Below are 16,415 nucleotides of genomic sequence, written 5' to 3' on the forward strand. Positions count from 1 at the left end.
AAATGAGCAATATTAATTTAATTGATTCTTTTCAGGAATTTAAAGATTTCAAGAACATTGACCGCCCTACCATGATGAGCGTTCTGGAAGACGTTTTCAGGAGCATGATCAGGAAAAAGTACGGTACGGACAGAAAATTGCGACGTAATTGTGAACACCGATAACGGTGACTTAGAGATCTGGCGCACACGTAAAGTTATGGAAGATGGCTTTAGCGAAGATGATGACCTGGAGATAGAACTTGCCGAAGCACACCTGTATGATGCCGACCTTGAAGTTGGTGATGATTATATTGAACAGATCACTTTAGAAAGCTTTGGCCGCCGTGCTATTTTAGCCGCCCGCCAAACGCTGGTATCAAAAATCCTGGAATTAGAGAAAGACGAGATCTTCAAAAAATATAAAGACCGCGTAGGTGAAATTGTTACAGGCGAGGTTTACCAGGTTTGGAAAAAAGAAACTTTAGTTCTTGATGATGAAGGCAACGAGCTGTTACTGCCAAAAACAGAGCAGATCCCGGCCGACTACTTTAAGAAAGGCGATAGTGTTAAAGCTGTTGTATCAAAGGTAGATATGCTGAACAGCAACCCTAAGATCATCATTTCGCGTACAGCGCCTGAGTTTTTACAGCGCTTGTTTGAGCTTGAAGTGCCGGAAATTTTTGATGGCTTAATTACCATCAAGAAGATTGTACGCGAACCGGGCGAACGTGCTAAAGTTGCCGTTGAATCATATGACGACCGTATCGATCCGGTTGGTGCCTGCGTGGGTATGAAAGGTTCACGGATCCACGGTATAGTACGTGAGTTAAAAAATGAAAATATCGACGTTATTAACTTTACCAACAACGTTCAGCTATATATTCAGCGTGCATTGTCACCTGCCAAAATCACTTCTATTAAATTAGATGATGAGAAAAAAACAGCGGCTGTGTATTTAAAACCCGACCAGGTATCGTTAGCTATCGGTCGTGGCGGGCACAACATTAAGCTGGCAGGAAAATTGACAGGCTACGAAATTGATGTTTACCGTGAGGCTGATGAGCATGACGAGGATGTGGACATTGAAGAATTTTCTGACGAGATTGAAGGCTGGATCATTGATGAATTTAAACGTATTGGTTTAGATACAGCAAAATCAGTACTGGCCTTAACCGTTGGTGAATTGGTAAAACGTACCGATTTAGAGGAAGAAACAGTAAAAGAAGTGCTATCAATATTGAATGCGGAGTTTGAATAAGCGGAATAAGCAAATTAAAATCGTATTTTTGCACTAAATAAGCAGAGAAAGTAATATTAAATGTCAGAAGACAAATCCATAAAATTAATTAAAGCAGTAAAAGAACTGAACATTGGCATGGGTACCCTTGTCGATTATTTAGCTACCAAAGGATACAAGGTTGACAAGCATCCTATGGCCAAGCTGGATAATGACATGTACAATGCCCTGTTAAAGGAATTTGCTGTTGACAAAAGTATTAAGGAGGAAGCTAAGCAGATCAGTATCGGAAAGATAAGGAAAGAAGAGCCTGCTGCACAGTTTCCTGAAAAGCCGGTTGAGAACCGCCGTTCGCGCGATTTTGAGAACGAAGAGATACTGATCAAGAATACAGGGCACTTTGCACAGCCGCAGGTTGAAAAACCAAAACCGGCCGAGCCTGCTCCGGCAGCGCAAGCTCCTGCACGTTCTGATGAGCGCAATGACGTATTACCTGGTGTTAAGGTGGTTGGAAAAATTGACCTTAACAACCTGAATGCTAAGCCACAGGCGGAGAAGCCTGCGGAAAAACCAGCGGAAGTAGTTGTTAAACAACCCGAGCCAGTTGCACAGGCACCTGCGCCAACACCGGCTCCGGCACCTGTCGAGCCAAAAGTTGAAGCGCCACAGCCGGTAGCCCCGGTTGTACCCGAACCACCAAAGGTTGAAACGCCAAAACCGGCAGCCCCGGTTGCACCGCCGGTAGCCGAAGCACCTAAAGCTGAAGAGCCTAAAGCGCCTGTTGCTGAAAAAGCACCGGTTGCAACACCTCCGGCTGCTCCCGAAACTCCGGTTACACCAGTAGCTGATGAAAGCCAGGAACCGGATGTGATCCGTGCTAAAGCCGAGCGTCTAACCGGGCCAAATATTATTGGTAAGATCCAGTTGCCGGTTAACGCGCCAAAACGCAACCCGGTAGCTTCATCATCAAATTCAAATAATAACTCGGCCGATCACAAACGCAAACGTAAGCGTAAAGATAACCAGGGCAACCCGCAGCAAGGCGGCGGTAACCATCCGCATGGCCAGCAGGGCGGTGGTGGCAATCACCCGCAACAAGGTCAACAGCCCAGCGGTGGTGGTACCATTAATCCTAACCGCCCGGATTTCAGGAACCGTACACATGGAGCACCCGGAAACAGCGGGCCAGGTCAGGGCCAGGGAGGTCATGGCGGTGGTAACCGCCCGGATTTCAGGAACAACCGCAATAATCCGCCTCAACATACAGGACCGAAGGAAGAACCGTCAGAAAAAGACATACAAGACCAGATCAAGGCTACACTTGCGCGCTTAAGTGGCGCAGGTAAGTCGGGCAAGTTTGCACAGCGTGCTAAATTCCGTCGTCAAAAACGTGATGACGTTGCTGCAAGTGCCGAAGAACTGGCAATGGAACAGGAACTGCAATCAAAAGTATTGAAGGTTACCGAGTTCGTAACGGCAAATGAGCTGGCAAGCATGATGGATGTATCTGTAACGCAGATCATATCTACTTGTATGAGCCTGGGTATGTTTGTTTCCATTAACCAAAGGCTTGATGCCGAAACACTTTCAATTGTGGCCGATGAGTTTGGCTACCAGGTTGAATTTGTGAAGCCGCAGGATGAAGAAGCCAACCTTGACCAGCCTGATGATCCGGCCGACCTGGTGACACGTGCACCAATCGTAACCATCATGGGCCACGTTGACCATGGTAAAACCTCATTGCTCGACTTTATACGTAAAACCAACGTAATAGGCGGCGAAGCGGGTGGTATAACCCAGCACATTGGTGCTTACGAAGTAACATTGCCTGATAACAAAGGAAAGATCACCTTCCTGGATACACCGGGTCACGAAGCGTTTACCGCTATGCGTGCAAGGGGTGCGCAGGTTACAGATATTGTAATTATAGTGATAGCTGCCGATGACAGCGTGATGCCGCAAACCCGCGAGGCCATAAACCACGCGCAGGCTGCAGGTGCACCAATCATCTTCGCCTTTAACAAAATTGATAAGCCGGGCGCCAATGCCGATAAGGTAAGGGAACAGTTATCGGCCATGAATATTTTGGTTGAAGAGTGGGGCGGTAAATACCAGTCGCAGGAAATTTCGGCCAAAACCGGCTTAAATGTTGACTTGCTATTGGAAAAGGTATTGCTTGAAGCCGAATTGCTCGAACTGAAAGCTAACCCTAACAAACGTGCCGTAGGTACTGTTATTGAGGCAGCTTTAGATAAAGGCCGTGGTATTGTTACCACCATCCTTGTACAGGCAGGCCGCTTAAAAGTAGGCGACCCGATATTGGCAGGCTGCTACAGCGGTCGTGTTAAAGCGTTAACCAACGAGCGTGGCCAGCGTGTGGACTCGGCAGGGCCTTCAACACCGGTACAGGTGTTGGGTATGCAGGGCGCACCAACCGCGGGCGATAAGTTCAACGCGCTTGAAAGTGAAGTTGAGGCACGTGAAATTGCTAACAAACGCCTGCAGTTACAACGTGAGCAGGGCTTACGTACACAAAAACACATCACCCTTGATGAAATCGGCCGTCGTTTGGCAGTTGGTAACTTCAAGGAGCTTAACATCATTGTTAAAGGTGACGTGGATGGTTCTATCGAGGCCTTGTCAGATTCATTGTTGAAACTGTCTACCGAGCAAATCCAGGTGAACATCATCTCGAAAGCGGTAGGTCAGATCTCCGAATCAGACGTATTGCTGGCATCGGCATCCGACGCGATCATCATTGGTTTCCAGGTACGCCCTTCAGGTAGTGCCCGTAAACTGGCCGAAGCTGAACAGATTGATATCAGGCTATATTCAATCATCTACGACGCGATCAACGAGATCAAAGCGGCGATGGAAGGCATGCTTGCACCAACCTTTGAAGAGAAGATTGTGGCTAACGTCGAAATCCGCGAAACCTTTAAGATCAGCAAAGTTGGTACTATTGCAGGTTGTATGGTATTGGATGGTAAAATTAACCGTAACAGCAAGATCCGCATCATCCGCGATGGTGTGGTGATCTACACCGGCGAACTGGCTTCACTGAAGCGCTTTAAAGATGACGTGAAAGAAGTAAGCGCGGGCTACGAGTGCGGTTTGAACATCAACAACTTTAACAACATTGAAGTAGGCGATATTGTTGAAGCGTACGAAAATGTAGAAGTAAAACGCAAGCTGTAATTGAATAATCAGCTTTATAATATTTAAGGGCTTATCTTTTCAGATAGGCCCTTTTTTGTTGGGGCTTTCTTACAAAGCGGAGACTTACGAAGTTTTTGAAACTTCGTAAGTCTGTATTCTCAGAGGAGGCCTCCGGGACTGGCCGAAGGTTTAGCGATAACGTAACTTCCTCCTAAAATGAGTTAAGCTTTCAGCTTAACTGTACTTGTATACCCGTTCTGTATATGTAGCAATCCTAAGCGTCAGTAATGGGGCTTTTACATTTAACAGCCGTTGAAATCTTATAATAACATTTTTCAATTTAGTTTGTTAGAAATTTTCTCCTAAACAAACAATCACTATGAAATGGACAATCCTTACAATTCTTCTTTTCTCATGCTTTACAGCAATTGGCCAAAAAGCAGATACCATAGCTGTTAAAGATATCAGCACTCACTTAGGTAAAGAAGTGGTTGTAAAGTGCCGGGTTATTGATTTTGATTCCCGTACCAATTTACTGTATCTGTACATCGGTAACCGGTTCCCCAATCACTTGCTAACTATCATTGTAAAAAAACAGGTTAATGGCAAGCGCCTGAAAATTGACAAGGATATCATCTTAGGCCGTCAAATGGTTTACTTTACCGGGAAACTGATCAACTATACTGAAAACCCGGATACCACAGCACTTACAGACCAGGCCATGTTAAAAGAGAAGTAGAACAGCCGCAGGCAGGAATACTTGAATACACCGGACAGGCTGTTACCATTAGGCATACTTACGAGCCAAGAACAGGGCCGATTGATTTACGGGGCAAGCTTGTAATGATCATAGACGACAGAAAGCAAGTTGGAACAAAAAAATACCCGATAATTATGAATGTCAATTAGTCTTTAGCCAGTTACACACAGAATCTTTCAACTGGTTGAACTTGTGAGCAATGGCGTGACTTTAACAAGTTACTGTATCCGCCAGAAACCTTGTATAATCCCCTACCATGTAACAACTTTGTTAACATATAATATTCCCGATTCTAATTTATAATAAATAGGTTTGTTATTAACTGATCTTATAATTATTATATATGAAATTAAAACTACTCTTTTCCTGTTTAATTACGGCCGGTATTGCAGTACCGTCGTTTGCACAGGAGCCTGTTGATGCTGCAATGGTTCAAAAAATAAGGGAAGAAGGCCTTAACCATTCAAAGGCAATGGAAACGGCTTTTTATCTTACAGATGTTTCGGGCCCAAGGCTTGCTAATTCTCCGGGCTTAAAGCGCGCCCAAAACTGGGCTGTTAATCAGCTTAAAACCTGGGGCATGGCCAACTCTAAATTGGAAGCCTGGGGTAAATTTGGCAAAGGCTGGGAGGTTCAAAAAAACTATGCAGCTATCACGATTCCTTACTATCACGCTATCATCGCCATACCTAAAGCATGGACACCGGGTACAAATGGCTTAATCAAAGGCGAAGTGATGATAATCAAAGCCGATTCGGCAGCAGAGCTTGAGCAATATAAAGGTAAGCTGGCCGGCAAGATCGTGATATTTGATACTAAAGCACCAACAGAACGTACCTGGAAAGTGGATGCCGCCCGTTATACCGATGAGGAACTTACCGAAATGGCCAACGCGAAAGCTACGCCGGCCGGCCCGCGCAGGAACGCTGTAGACCCCAACGCAGCCCAAATGGCTGCTTTCCGTAAATTACGTGCTTTCAGGACTGCATTAAGCCAATTTTTGGTTGATGAAAAAGCTGGCTTGGTGTTAAGCCAGGCCCGCGGTACTGATGGTACAGTGTTTACCACCAACGGCGCTTCATACGCCGATACCGCGAGGGCAGTAGCTCCCGAGCTTGAAACCAGCAGCGAAGATTACCAGCGCATTTTGCGCCTTATAAAAGGCGGTCAGCCGGTACAACTGGAAGCTGATATTAAAACCCAATTCATTACCGACGACATGCAGGGCTATGATGTAGTCGCTGAAATTCCCGGGACGGATAAAAAGCTGAAAGACCAGGTAGTAATGCTTGGCGGCCACCTTGATTCATGGCATGCCGCTACCGGTGCTACCGATAATGCAGCGGGCAGCGCGGTAATGCTGGAGGCCATGCGTATTTTAAAAGCGATTAACTTTAAACCCAAACGCACCATTCGCATCGCCCTATGGAGTTCGGAAGAGCAGGGCTTATTTGGTTCGCGCGGATATGTGGCCAATCATTTTGGCGATCCTAAAACGATGGAGCTTAAACCCGAACAAGCAAAGCTTTCGGCCTATTACAACCTTGATAATGGAACCGGCAAGATCCGTGGAGTGTATTTGCAGGGAGATTCGGCCGCGGCACCTATCTTTAAAGCCTGGCTTGAACCTTTTAAAGATCTTGGCGCCACCACGCTTACCATTCGTAATACCGGCGGTACCGATCACCTTTCATTTGATGCCGTTGGCATTCCGGGCTTCCAGTTTATCCAGGATGCTATTGATTACGGTTCACGTACCCATCATAGTAATCAGGACACTTACGATCGCCTTATTGAAGACGACCTGAAACAAGCCGCTACCATTGTTGCTTCATTTGTTTACCATACGGCACAACGCGCCGAAATGATACCGCGCAAAGAGCTGCCAAAGCCTCAACCGGCAAGGTAAAACTGTTACGATATTTATAGAAAAGCGATGCTCCCGGGCATCGCTTTTTTTGTTTGTGCTTTATGCTATTGTTATTCCAGCCTTGACTTAGTGTATTCAGGGATTATAATAGAAATGGGCCAATACATATGAAAAGCACCTCGTTATTAGCTTATTTTCCTTAAATAGAGCCGTCTGCAGGCAGTTAATTTCCATAAACCATTTTAATAAATTAATTTTGTATGTTTAATGAGCCTATTTATAAAACCCCAAAAACCAGGGAAATCAACAGACGAAGAACTACTTAGTGATTATCGCGCAAGCGGTAACCTAACAGTTTTGGGCAGCTTATATGAAAGATATATGCCCCTTGTTTATGGCGTTTGCCTTAAATATCTGAAAGATGAAGAACTGGCCAAAGACGCGGTAATGGGCATTTTTGAGGAGCTGGTTGATAAGGTTAAAAAGCATGAGATTAACCAGTTCAGGAGTTGGGTGTATGTACTTGGGCGCAATTATTGCTTGATGCAGTTACGGAGTGGTAAAAAGATGGAGCTGGTTAATTTAGATGAAGTTGTGGAATTTACCCCCTTTTTGCATCCTGAGGATAATGACAGGGAAGAGGCTTTGAAAGCTTTGGAGCACTGCATAGCAGGGTTAACCGGCGGACAAAAACAAAGTATCCACCTGTTTTATTTAAAAGAGAAGTGTTATAAAGAAATTGCCGGGATAACAGGATATACTTTAAATGAGGTAAAGAGTTATATCCAAAACGGTAAGAGGAATTTGAAAATTTGCCTCGAACGGAACAGTGCATAGTAAAAAGGCAAATATATTGCAAATACAGAAGTATCTCAACGGAGAGCTTGATGCCCGTGCTATGCATAAACTGGAAATGGAGGCACTAAACGACCCTTTTTTGATGGATGCATTGGAAGGATATGAAAACATGGGGACAAGTCAACAGTTAAACCTTGCTGACCTTGCCTCAAGACTGCGGCAGCGTACCGGAGAAAATAAAGGCCGCGTAATACCGTGGACCGTTTGGCCCATAGCGGCTTCGGTTTTAATAACACTAAGTTTGGGAGGCCTTTATCTTAACAGATCTCCTAAATCCGAACTGCAAAGTAATAACATAACAGGAAACAAAAATTCTGTTCCGCCCGTGGTAGCTGCCGCCGATACCGTAAAGACCGGCGATACAGTTAAAAAAGCGAATACCAATACGCTCATACAGGCCCCATCAATTGCAGTAAGCAAAAAATCAAGACGGGCCAAGCAATCGGCTAATGCACTTTATCAGCAGGAAATTTCCGCTGGTGACAATAAAACAGCTTCTAATGATGTTGCTCCTCCTGTGGGCAGCAATATTTTAGCAGAACCGGCAACTCCGCCACCCGCTGCTAAAGATAAAGTTGCTTTGAAAGAAGAAGGCAATTTAAGTGAGCGGATAGTAGCAGGATACACAGCTCCAATTGCAAAAAAAGATACAGTAAGCCCGGATGTGATAGCACTAAGAGCGAATACGACCGTAGCGAAAGCAAAAGCTCCGCTGCAATTTAAATTACCCGGAAAGGTTGACGGTGTTACATCTTCACCAGCAACTATTTTTGGCAGCAGTAAATCAGCAGCACAATCATTATACATTGCCGGTACTATAATTTCGAGAGATGACGGCTCGCCTTTAATTGGTGCGGCAATCAGGATCAAAGGCACCAACCGGAGCACGGTAACTGACCTTAACGGAAAATTCGCACTCAGTTCGCCGGGGGATAAGGCGACACTTGATGTGGTTTATATTGGTTATGAGCCGAGGCAGGTTAACGCCACACGCGGCGATAGTATTAAAGTAGCGCTTAAGCCAGATTCCAGGGCCCTTAGCGAGGTGGTTGTAACTAAAAAAGACGATGACAACGGTGAGGTAAGTGTCACTGCGGCTCATCCGCAACTGGGCTGGGGCAGCCTGAAAAAATATTTACAAACTAATGCTGTACTGCCTGATGGTACTGCCGGCACCGTGACCGTAACATTTACGGTATTCCCGAGCGGCATCACAGATGAGTTTAGCATTAAAAAAGGCCTGAATGAAGCGGCCGATCAAAAAGCCATAGAGCTTATAAAAAATGGCCCCTCATGGGTTGGCAGTACTAACAACAAACCCGAAGTTGTTACTGTAAAGGTTAAATTCCAAAAGCAAAAATAATATGCCCAATAAAAAAGCTGCGTTGAATAACATCGACGCAGCCTTTTTTGGTATCTCTTTCTTTTTTCTATTTATTGTCCGGTAGTTTTTTTCCTATCAGCAAAAGCAAATACTTTTTGTAATAAAGGCGTTGTACGCGCGCCAAGATTTTGACGAATGTTAAGCTCTTCTTTGGCTATCTCCACAAATAAGCCGTCGATAGCCTTTTGGGTCACATAATCGCTGATGTCAGGATTAAGCTTTGATACAAACGGAACTTTATTGTAAGCCTGGGCCGCGTCAGTATAGTATTTGGTAGCGTTCACTTTGTTTAAGCTGCCCTGGATAACAGGTTTGAATTGCAGGCTTAATTTCGCGGTAGTTGTACGTTTAAAATATTGTGTTGCCGCATCCTGGCTGCCCAATAAAATATTGGTAACATCCTGCAGGGTCATTTGCTTAATAGCATCAACAAAGATAGGTTTTGCCTGTTTTGCAGCGTCTTCGGCTGCGCGGTTAAGCGAAAGGATCACATTATCGCAAAGGCTGTTCAGGCCAAGTCCGCGTAAGGTTTTCTCTGCCTTTTGCGCTTCGGGCGGAAAAAGGATCTTGATAGCGGCATTGCCAAAAAAACCGTTAACTGCCGATAGTTGATCCGAGCTTTTACCTGTGCCTATTTCAAGGGCCTGTTTTAAACCGTTGCCTATTTCAAGCGACGTTGGTGTTCCCTGGTTTTGAATAGTGGCGTTAGCTACCTGGTTTAGCGTATCACAGCTGGTGAATGTAATTAAAGCTATTAAGACGGGGATAATGAGTAGTCTTGTTTTCATAGTAGTAAAACTAACAAAATTACTACCGGTTTGTTTAGGCAAAGAAATGTAATAATGCAAATACACCGGCGGCAATCAGGGCCGAAATAGGTATGGTAATGATCCACGCCCAAACCAGGTTAATGGTTACGCCCCAGCGCACGGCCGATACACGTTTGGTTAAACCCACGCCTATAATTGAGCCGGTGATAGTATGTGTTGTTGAAACCGGAATCCCGAAACGCTCGGTAATAAACAGGGTGATAGCACCAGCAGTTTCGGCACTTACACCTTCAAGCGGGGTAACCTTGGTTATTTTTGAGCCCATGGTTTTAACGATCTTCCAACCGCCCGACATGGTGCCCGCAGCAATAGCTGAGTAACAAGCTAAAGGAATCCACTCCGGCATTACTGAGCCTGGCTTTATCACTTTTGAAGCAATAAGGCTTACGTACAAAATCCCCATTACTTTTTGAGCATCATTACCTCCATGAGCAAAACTTAATGCCGCGGATGAAACCAGCTGCATACGCTTAAACCAGCGTTCCGCGGTGGCCGGCCTGGCAGCCTTGCACAGGTGTAGTATTAAAATGGTTACAACATAAGCTATAATTAAACCAATAAACGGGGCAAGTACGATGTAGGCAACAATTTTAAGCACATATTGCATTTCAACAGCATGCAGGGCGTTGGCACCCATATAAAGCGCGTTAGTCATACCGGCACCGGCAAAGCCCCCAATAAGGGTATGCGACGAGCTTGAAGGGATTCCGAACCACCATGTAAACAGGTTCCAGGTGATGGCTGCTACCAAACCAGCCAGGATCACATGCAGGGTAACATAGTGCTCCAATACAATTTTAGATACGGTATTAGCAACCTTATGATCTTTTATAAAAAAGTAAGCTGCAAAGTTGAATACCGCGGCCATTAACACTGCCTGAAACGGTGTTAATACTTTTGTAGATACAATGGTAGCTATAGAGTTTGCGGCATCATGAAAGCCATTGGTGTAATCAAACAACAGGGCGAGTACAACAATAACTACAAGTAGGGAAGTAACCATTTAGCTGGGGATAAGATTTACTTAAGCGTTTTTAACCAAGATTGACTCCATAACATTAGCTGCGTCTTCGCACATATCGGTAGCAGTTTCAAGGGCGGCTAATATTTCTTTGTATTTAATCAGGCGGATAGCATCCTTTTCATACAGGAACAAGTCGGCTACAGCGCGGTCAAAAACATAATCAGCCTGATTTTCAACACTATTTATCCTGATGCATGAATCGGCGATATTACGCACGTTCCTAAGGTCTTTCAGTTCTCTTACAGCTTTTTCCAAATCAACACTGGCCTGCAGTATCAGGTCAGATAGCTTACGGATGTGCTCATTTAAATCATCTATCCTGTACAGGCTCATGCGGTTGGCCGCACCCTGTATATAGTCAGCCACATCATCAATAGCTGTTGCAAGGGCATGGATATCTTCACGGTCAAAAGGCGTAATGAAGTTTTTGCCAAGCTCCAGGTAAATTTGGTGAGTATATTCGTCGCCTTTGTTTTCAAGCTTGTCAATCTGTTTATATAAATCCTCGCGGGTTGCAGGGTTGTTTGAATTAACTGCTTCAACCAGTATGGTAGCCATAGCTACAACATTGGCCGCGGCTTGTTCAAACAGCGGGAAGAATATTTTTTTATCCTTGGGTACAAAATACTGGAATATACTGTTTAGCGACATAGTGATTTGAAATTGGTGTAAAGGTACAGTTAGTATGTTAAATTATTGTTAACTTTTTAACACAGGTAAATTCGGAAAAGGAATGGTTTGTTTAGCTCTTGCTAATGTAAAACCAAACGTTGAGCCAAGCCCTTCTGTACTGCGCACATTGATGGTTTGCTGATGGGCTTCAATAATATGCTTTACAATAGCAAGCCCCAGCCCGGAGCCGCCAATTTGCCTTGAACGGCTGCTGTCTGTACGAAAAAAACGCTCAAATAACCTTGGCAAAAACTTTTCTTCAATACCTATACCATCGTCAGTAACTTCAACCAAAACCTGGTCATGCAGTACAAAAAGGCTTACCGAAGTACTGCCTTCTTCTTTACCGTACTTAAACGAATTATCTATCAGGTTCACGAGCACCTGTCTTATTTTTTCCCTGTCGGCATTCACTACAATAGGCTCATCGTACTTTTGCTTAAATATAAGTTTAATGTGGTACTGCTTGCCTTTGATCTCCAATGATTCAAAAACCTCTTTGATCAGGTCGTTGATCTTGAATTTAGTGTAATTAATAGGCATCTCGCCCGATTCAAGTTTGGAAATTTCATCAAGGTCTTTGATCAGGTAGCTTAGCCGGTCAACATTTTTTGAAGCTTTTTCCAAAAACTGGCGGGCCATTTCCTTATCATCAAAATCATCATCCTGCAGGGCCTCAATGTAACCCTGGATAGCAAATAGCGGGGTTTTAAACTCGTGCGAGATATTGGATAAAAAATCACGGCGAAATTTTTCCTGTTTGCGGAGTTCGTCTATCTCGGTCTTTTTCTGTTTTGCCCATTCCTTAACCTCCTGCTCTACATCGGCAATGGGGTTGGCGCTCACGTGTTCTCCAAGGGCATCTCTAAGGTCGCGTCCTAATTTCAGGTTATGGATCAGTTTGTAAATTAGCTTGATACGGGAGTAGATGTATTTTTCGATGAGGTAGTAAAAAACGAAGTAACTTACACCAAGGGCCACCGAGAAAGTAACCATTACATCGTACCATTTATGCTGAAAATAAAAATTAACGGCCGAGAGCGTAATTGCCACGCCAAGCGAGGTTGTTAAAACCAGTACACGCAAATTCATAGCGTAAAGCTACGATTTATAGATGATTAACTCCCACCTGAAAGGCCAGCGCCATGTTAATTTAAAATTATCAATTTGTGCTTTTTTTAATAAAGCTAACAATTCGTACCTTTTAAAACCGCGCTTAACCGAAAGCGGACCATCATTTTGGGCCATGGCACTACGGGTAAAAACATGGGTTATAAACACTATGGCATGATATAAAAGCCAGTGACGGTGCAGGTCGGTAATGATAATTCCTTTTTGTGCCGAGGCTTGCATGTTTTTGATGAGCTTAATCCAGCGGTCATCATCAAAATGGTGTGTAAACAGGCTGCAAATGATCACATCAGCCGGTTTAATGAGATATGCTTCGTCAATAACATCGGCTTGGATAAAATTAATATTGTTATAATCCATTGCCTGTTTTCGGGCATAATTAATAGCAGCCTGTGCTGCGTCAACGCCGTTTAAGTTAAGATCGATTTGCTTGCTTTCGGCCCATTTAGCAATAGCTATCAGGGTGTCTCCTCCTCCACAGCCCCAATCAATTACCGAATAACCATTGTAGATGGGAAGCTTTTTCAACGAGCCGATGATGCTTTTATGACCACCAAACAAGGCATTCATCTTTCCCAAACCTTCAAGCACTGGGTTTATTTCGGCTGATGGGAGATCAAAATCATCCATGATCTCCAGCATATCGGTACGGTAACTTAAATCGGGCATATAATATATACGCCTGAACTATACAAATGGTTGGCCGTGAGTTTTACTTATCAGGTATTGTGCAACAGAAGGCAGGTGATTGAGCGTATTTAAAGTAAGGGCCGTCATGTTATCGTTGCCAAACAAACGCTGTAACTGCCGGCCAACCCAAAGCCTTTGCGCAAACTGTTTGTTCCAGCTTTGGGCATAATCCTGCTCAAGGCTGGCGCGCTTTTCAGGATTAAAGCTGCCCGGTTTATAGTGTGTAATGATCTTTTCGGAAAGGATTTTGGCCGAATGAATGGCCATGGTCATGCCGTTACCGCAAAGTGGGGCTATCATCCCGGCGGTGTCTCCGCTCATCAGGATATGATTATCAACAGGCGCTTTTTTCTCAAAGGAGATTTCGTTGATCACTTCAGGTTTATCCAGTAAAAACCTGGCGTTACGAAAGATCTCATCGAGGTAAGGGTTTTTGCGGATCACGTTCTCTTCTAAAGCCTGTAAAGTACCATACTTGCGCAGGTCATCACGATGGGCCATATAGCACATGCAATACCTGTCGCCATCGGTTTTGCTTACCCCACAATAGCCGTCTTTATAATTATTAAGCTGGATGAGGTCCTGTGGGAAATCCATCTGCAAATGGAATTTTACGGCCAGGTATGGGCTGCGTTTATAAAAGAACGGTCGTTTAAGTTTTTGATCGAGGTTGGATCGTTTACCAAACGAGCCGATAGCCAACGGGGCTGTTAATGTTTCGCCGGGAGTTACCACTTCAAATTTTTCGCCAGCAAAACGAATATCCTCCACCCGTGTGCCTGTTAAAATATCAACTCCTTCGGCGAGGGCTTTTTGGTACAGAAAATTATCGAAAGTAAACCTGCTTAAACCAAAACCGCCCAGGTCAAGCTTTTGCGAAAGTTTGGTACCAGATGCTGCTGTTACCTCCAGCCTGTTGATCCGGGCAACGTTTAGTTCATCAAGGTCGATGCCCAACGAAGACAAAAAAGGGATCACCTCGTTCGAGATATATTCACCACAAACGCGGTGCATGGGGTAAGTCTTTTTTCAATAACTGTAACCTTCAGACCGGCACCGTTCAACAATATGGCGTTAAACAACCCGGCCAGGCCCCCGCCAATTACAATTACATCGCTCATGATGGCTTAATGCATTTCAAGTATCATCCCTTCAACGGTTAAACCCGGACCGAAGGCAAAACTCAGGATCTTTTGATCGACCAGGTTACCTGCCTTCAGCATTTTATCCAGTACAAACAAAATTGTGGCCGACGACATATTACCGTACTCCTGCAAAACCTGGTAAGCAAAGGCGTTGCTTTCTTCAGGTAATTCCAGGGCGTCTTCCACTGCTTCTAAAATGGTGCGCCCGCCGGGGTGAACAGCATAAGCAGTAATATCATCCATCTTAGTTTTGGCCTTTTGCAAAAAGCGCTGGGTAAGTGATTTGATATGTTTCTTAATTTGCTTGGATACCTTGGAGGTGAGTTTCATTTCAAAACCTGTGTTGCCCACATACCAACCCATCTCATTACGTGCTTCAGTAACAAATTCTGAATAGAAGTTTTTGAGTAAAAAGTAATTGCCGCTGCCTAAACGATTGGCCGTATTTTCGACCAAAACGGCAGCAGCCCCATCTGAAAATAGCGAATTAGCAACCCAGTTATCCAGCGTATTCACTTTTTGAAAATGAAGCGTACAAAGCTCTACACTAACAACAAGCACTTTGGCACCGGCATCGGCGCGGCAGATATAGTCGGCTACTTTGAGCCCGTTTATGGCACCGTAGCAGCCCATAAAGTTGATGCAGGTACGTTCGGTATCGCAGTTTAGCTGCAGCCGGTCCACAAGTTCGATATCAATCCCAGGTGCGTGCATACCCGTACAGCTAATGGTTACCAGGTGTGTAATGCTGCCGGTAATGTCATCTCCAAATTTTTGAAGACAGCTTTTTGCGGCATTTACAGCTATGGCGATAGCTTCCTTTTCGTAAAGCTTTAACCTTTTCTGTGTGTCAGGGAATGGTTCGAGCCCTGCCGACTGTTCAAAAAAGGTGAAATCTGCCGCATCCCGATAGCCAAAATCAGGAATTACCGAATAGCGGTAATCAATTCCGGAATGGTCATAAATCCCCTTTAATCTTGCTGCATTGGTTGCATCCAGCCCAAAGGCGTTAGCCATGAAATGGTAAATATCCTGCTGGGCAATCCGATTGGCGGGATTTGCTATCCCGATAGCACTAATGCAACTCTCCATTAAAAATGATTAAGCGTTTTATTTGCTGATCTCCGCCTCAACCGAAACATTGGCCTCATTTGAAAGGATCAGGTTTTTGCCGCCTATGCCAAAATCTGTCCTCAAAATCATAAAGTTTCCTTTCAGTTGTGCTGTATTACCTGATTCCGTATACGTAAAAGGTACTTCAATCAACTTTGTTTTATCTCTTATAGTTACGTTAAAATTACCGGTATAGTTGCTCCCGCTTTTACGTTTAAAGGAAACTGACTTTAGCGTGATCTTTGGATATTTAATTACGTCAAAATAATCTTCGCTTTTAAGATGCCTATCGCGGCTTTCGTTATCGGTATTAACAGTGCTGGATAACACTGACGCTTCAATAGAGCTGCCCTCCAGGTCATTAGGCTTAAACTTAATATCGGCCTGCAAACCGCCGAAGGTACCCCCGACATTAAAGCCAAGGTTTTTAATCTTAAAGCTGATATCTGATTTAGATACCGTTTGCGCGAAGCCCGCTGTCGTCGCGAAAATTAAAAGTACAACTATATAAATTTTCTTATTCATGTTACATTAACGCTGTTTCAAACATAATAATTTATA

The 16,415-nt window shown here is 44.3% G+C and carries 14 protein-coding genes and 1 pseudogene; 6 read left to right on the forward strand and 9 right to left on the reverse strand.

What is annotated here, in order from left to right:
- The first annotated feature begins 2 nt into the window (after positions 1–2).
- The 6 genes and pseudogenes from nusA to ACQ86K_RS30760 all read left to right on the forward strand — a co-directional run bounded on the left by nusA (position 3) and on the right by ACQ86K_RS30760 (position 9,228).
- Positions 3–1,239: pseudogene (gene nusA / locus ACQ86K_RS30735) on the forward strand (transcription termination factor NusA).
- A gap of 60 nt (positions 1,240–1,299) precedes the next feature.
- Positions 1,300–4,416, forward strand: coding sequence for a translation initiation factor IF-2 (gene infB / locus ACQ86K_RS30740; protein WP_091169256.1), 3,117 nt, complete (start codon positions 1,300–1,302; stop codon positions 4,414–4,416).
- Between the two features lie 340 nt (positions 4,417–4,756).
- A complete protein-coding gene (locus ACQ86K_RS30745) occupies positions 4,757–5,116 on the forward strand; it encodes a hypothetical protein (protein WP_431199348.1) in 360 nt (119 codons plus the stop codon).
- A gap of 364 nt (positions 5,117–5,480) precedes the next feature.
- Complete coding sequence (locus ACQ86K_RS30750; protein ID WP_091169251.1) at positions 5,481–7,046, forward strand: M28 family metallopeptidase; 1,566 nt, start codon at positions 5,481–5,483, stop codon at positions 7,044–7,046.
- A 228-nt stretch (positions 7,047–7,274) separates the two neighbouring features.
- Entirely contained in the window at positions 7,275–7,844 is a 570-nt protein-coding gene (locus tag ACQ86K_RS30755; protein WP_091169249.1) for an RNA polymerase sigma factor, read from the forward strand.
- 16 nt (positions 7,845–7,860) lie between these two features.
- Positions 7,861–9,228, forward strand: a complete 1,368-nt coding sequence (locus tag ACQ86K_RS30760) for a carboxypeptidase-like regulatory domain-containing protein (RefSeq protein ID WP_143020785.1) — start codon at positions 7,861–7,863, stop codon at positions 9,226–9,228.
- A 71-nt stretch (positions 9,229–9,299) separates the two neighbouring features.
- Here the strand turns inward: ACQ86K_RS30760 and ACQ86K_RS30765 are convergent, their stop codons facing one another.
- From ACQ86K_RS30765 to ACQ86K_RS30805, 9 genes are read right to left on the reverse strand one after another with little or no spacing between them, the layout of a single operon-like run.
- Complete coding sequence (locus ACQ86K_RS30765) at positions 9,300–10,037, reverse strand: DUF4197 domain-containing protein (protein WP_091169712.1); 738 nt, start codon at positions 10,035–10,037, stop codon at positions 9,300–9,302.
- A 34-nt stretch (positions 10,038–10,071) separates the two neighbouring features.
- Positions 10,072–11,082, reverse strand: a complete 1,011-nt coding sequence (locus ACQ86K_RS30770; RefSeq protein ID WP_090532528.1) for an inorganic phosphate transporter — start codon at positions 11,080–11,082, stop codon at positions 10,072–10,074.
- A gap of 21 nt (positions 11,083–11,103) precedes the next feature.
- Positions 11,104–11,754 (reverse strand): DUF47 domain-containing protein, encoded by a 651-nt coding sequence (locus ACQ86K_RS30775; RefSeq protein ID WP_091169240.1) that lies wholly within the window; start codon positions 11,752–11,754, stop codon positions 11,104–11,106.
- A 48-nt stretch (positions 11,755–11,802) separates the two neighbouring features.
- Positions 11,803–12,867, reverse strand: coding sequence for a sensor histidine kinase (locus ACQ86K_RS30780; RefSeq protein WP_091169237.1), 1,065 nt, complete (start codon positions 12,865–12,867; stop codon positions 11,803–11,805).
- Positions 12,868–12,876: 9 nt separating this feature from the next.
- Complete coding sequence (locus ACQ86K_RS30785; protein ID WP_091169233.1) at positions 12,877–13,575, reverse strand: methyltransferase domain-containing protein; 699 nt, start codon at positions 13,573–13,575, stop codon at positions 12,877–12,879.
- An 18-nt stretch (positions 13,576–13,593) separates the two neighbouring features.
- Complete coding sequence (locus tag ACQ86K_RS30790; RefSeq protein WP_431199349.1) at positions 13,594–14,610, reverse strand: NAD(P)/FAD-dependent oxidoreductase; 1,017 nt, start codon at positions 14,608–14,610, stop codon at positions 13,594–13,596.
- Positions 14,571–14,717 carry an FAD-dependent oxidoreductase gene (locus tag ACQ86K_RS30795; protein WP_431199350.1) on the reverse strand — a complete coding sequence of 49 codons (147 nt, stop codon included), beginning with the start codon at positions 14,715–14,717 and terminating at the stop codon, positions 14,571–14,573. The genes ACQ86K_RS30790 and ACQ86K_RS30795 overlap by 40 nt, the downstream gene beginning before the upstream one ends.
- A gap of 6 nt (positions 14,718–14,723) precedes the next feature.
- Positions 14,724–15,833 (reverse strand): type III polyketide synthase, encoded by a 1,110-nt coding sequence (locus tag ACQ86K_RS30800; RefSeq protein ID WP_090532538.1) that lies wholly within the window; start codon positions 15,831–15,833, stop codon positions 14,724–14,726.
- Between the two features lie 18 nt (positions 15,834–15,851).
- A complete protein-coding gene (locus ACQ86K_RS30805; RefSeq protein ID WP_090532541.1) occupies positions 15,852–16,379 on the reverse strand; it encodes a YceI family protein in 528 nt (175 codons plus the stop codon).
- Positions 16,380–16,415 lie beyond the last annotated feature (36 nt).

Origin of the sequence: Mucilaginibacter sp. P19 (assembly GCF_050632265.1) — a bacterium.
GTDB classification, from domain to species: Bacteria; Bacteroidota; Bacteroidia; order Sphingobacteriales; family Sphingobacteriaceae; genus Mucilaginibacter; species Mucilaginibacter gossypii.

Coding starts and splice junctions, on each gene's coding strand:
- infB (WP_091169256.1), top strand. CDS start 1,300: ATGTCAGAAGACAAATCCATAAAATTAATTAAAGCAGTAAAAGAACTG.
- ACQ86K_RS30745 (WP_431199348.1), top strand. CDS start 4,757: ATGAAATGGACAATCCTTACAATTCTTCTTTTCTCATGCTTTACAGCA.
- ACQ86K_RS30750 (WP_091169251.1), top strand. CDS start 5,481: ATGAAATTAAAACTACTCTTTTCCTGTTTAATTACGGCCGGTATTGCA.
- ACQ86K_RS30755 (WP_091169249.1), top strand. CDS start 7,275: ATGAGCCTATTTATAAAACCCCAAAAACCAGGGAAATCAACAGACGAA.
- ACQ86K_RS30765 (WP_091169712.1), bottom strand. CDS start 10,037: ATGAAAACAAGACTACTCATTATCCCCGTCTTAATAGCTTTAATTACA.
- ACQ86K_RS30770 (WP_090532528.1), bottom strand. CDS start 11,082: ATGGTTACTTCCCTACTTGTAGTTATTGTTGTACTCGCCCTGTTGTTT.
- ACQ86K_RS30775 (WP_091169240.1), bottom strand. CDS start 11,754: ATGTCGCTAAACAGTATATTCCAGTATTTTGTACCCAAGGATAAAAAA.
- ACQ86K_RS30780 (WP_091169237.1), bottom strand. CDS start 12,867: ATGAATTTGCGTGTACTGGTTTTAACAACCTCGCTTGGCGTGGCAATT.
- ACQ86K_RS30785 (WP_091169233.1), bottom strand. CDS start 13,575: ATGCCCGATTTAAGTTACCGTACCGATATGCTGGAGATCATGGATGAT.
- ACQ86K_RS30790 (WP_431199349.1), bottom strand. CDS start 14,610: ATGCACCGCGTTTGTGGTGAATATATCTCGAACGAGGTGATCCCTTTT.
- ACQ86K_RS30795 (WP_431199350.1), bottom strand. CDS start 14,717: ATGAGCGATGTAATTGTAATTGGCGGGGGCCTGGCCGGGTTGTTTAAC.
- ACQ86K_RS30800 (WP_090532538.1), bottom strand. CDS start 15,833: ATGGAGAGTTGCATTAGTGCTATCGGGATAGCAAATCCCGCCAATCGG.
- ACQ86K_RS30805 (WP_090532541.1), bottom strand. CDS start 16,379: ATGAATAAGAAAATTTATATAGTTGTACTTTTAATTTTCGCGACGACA.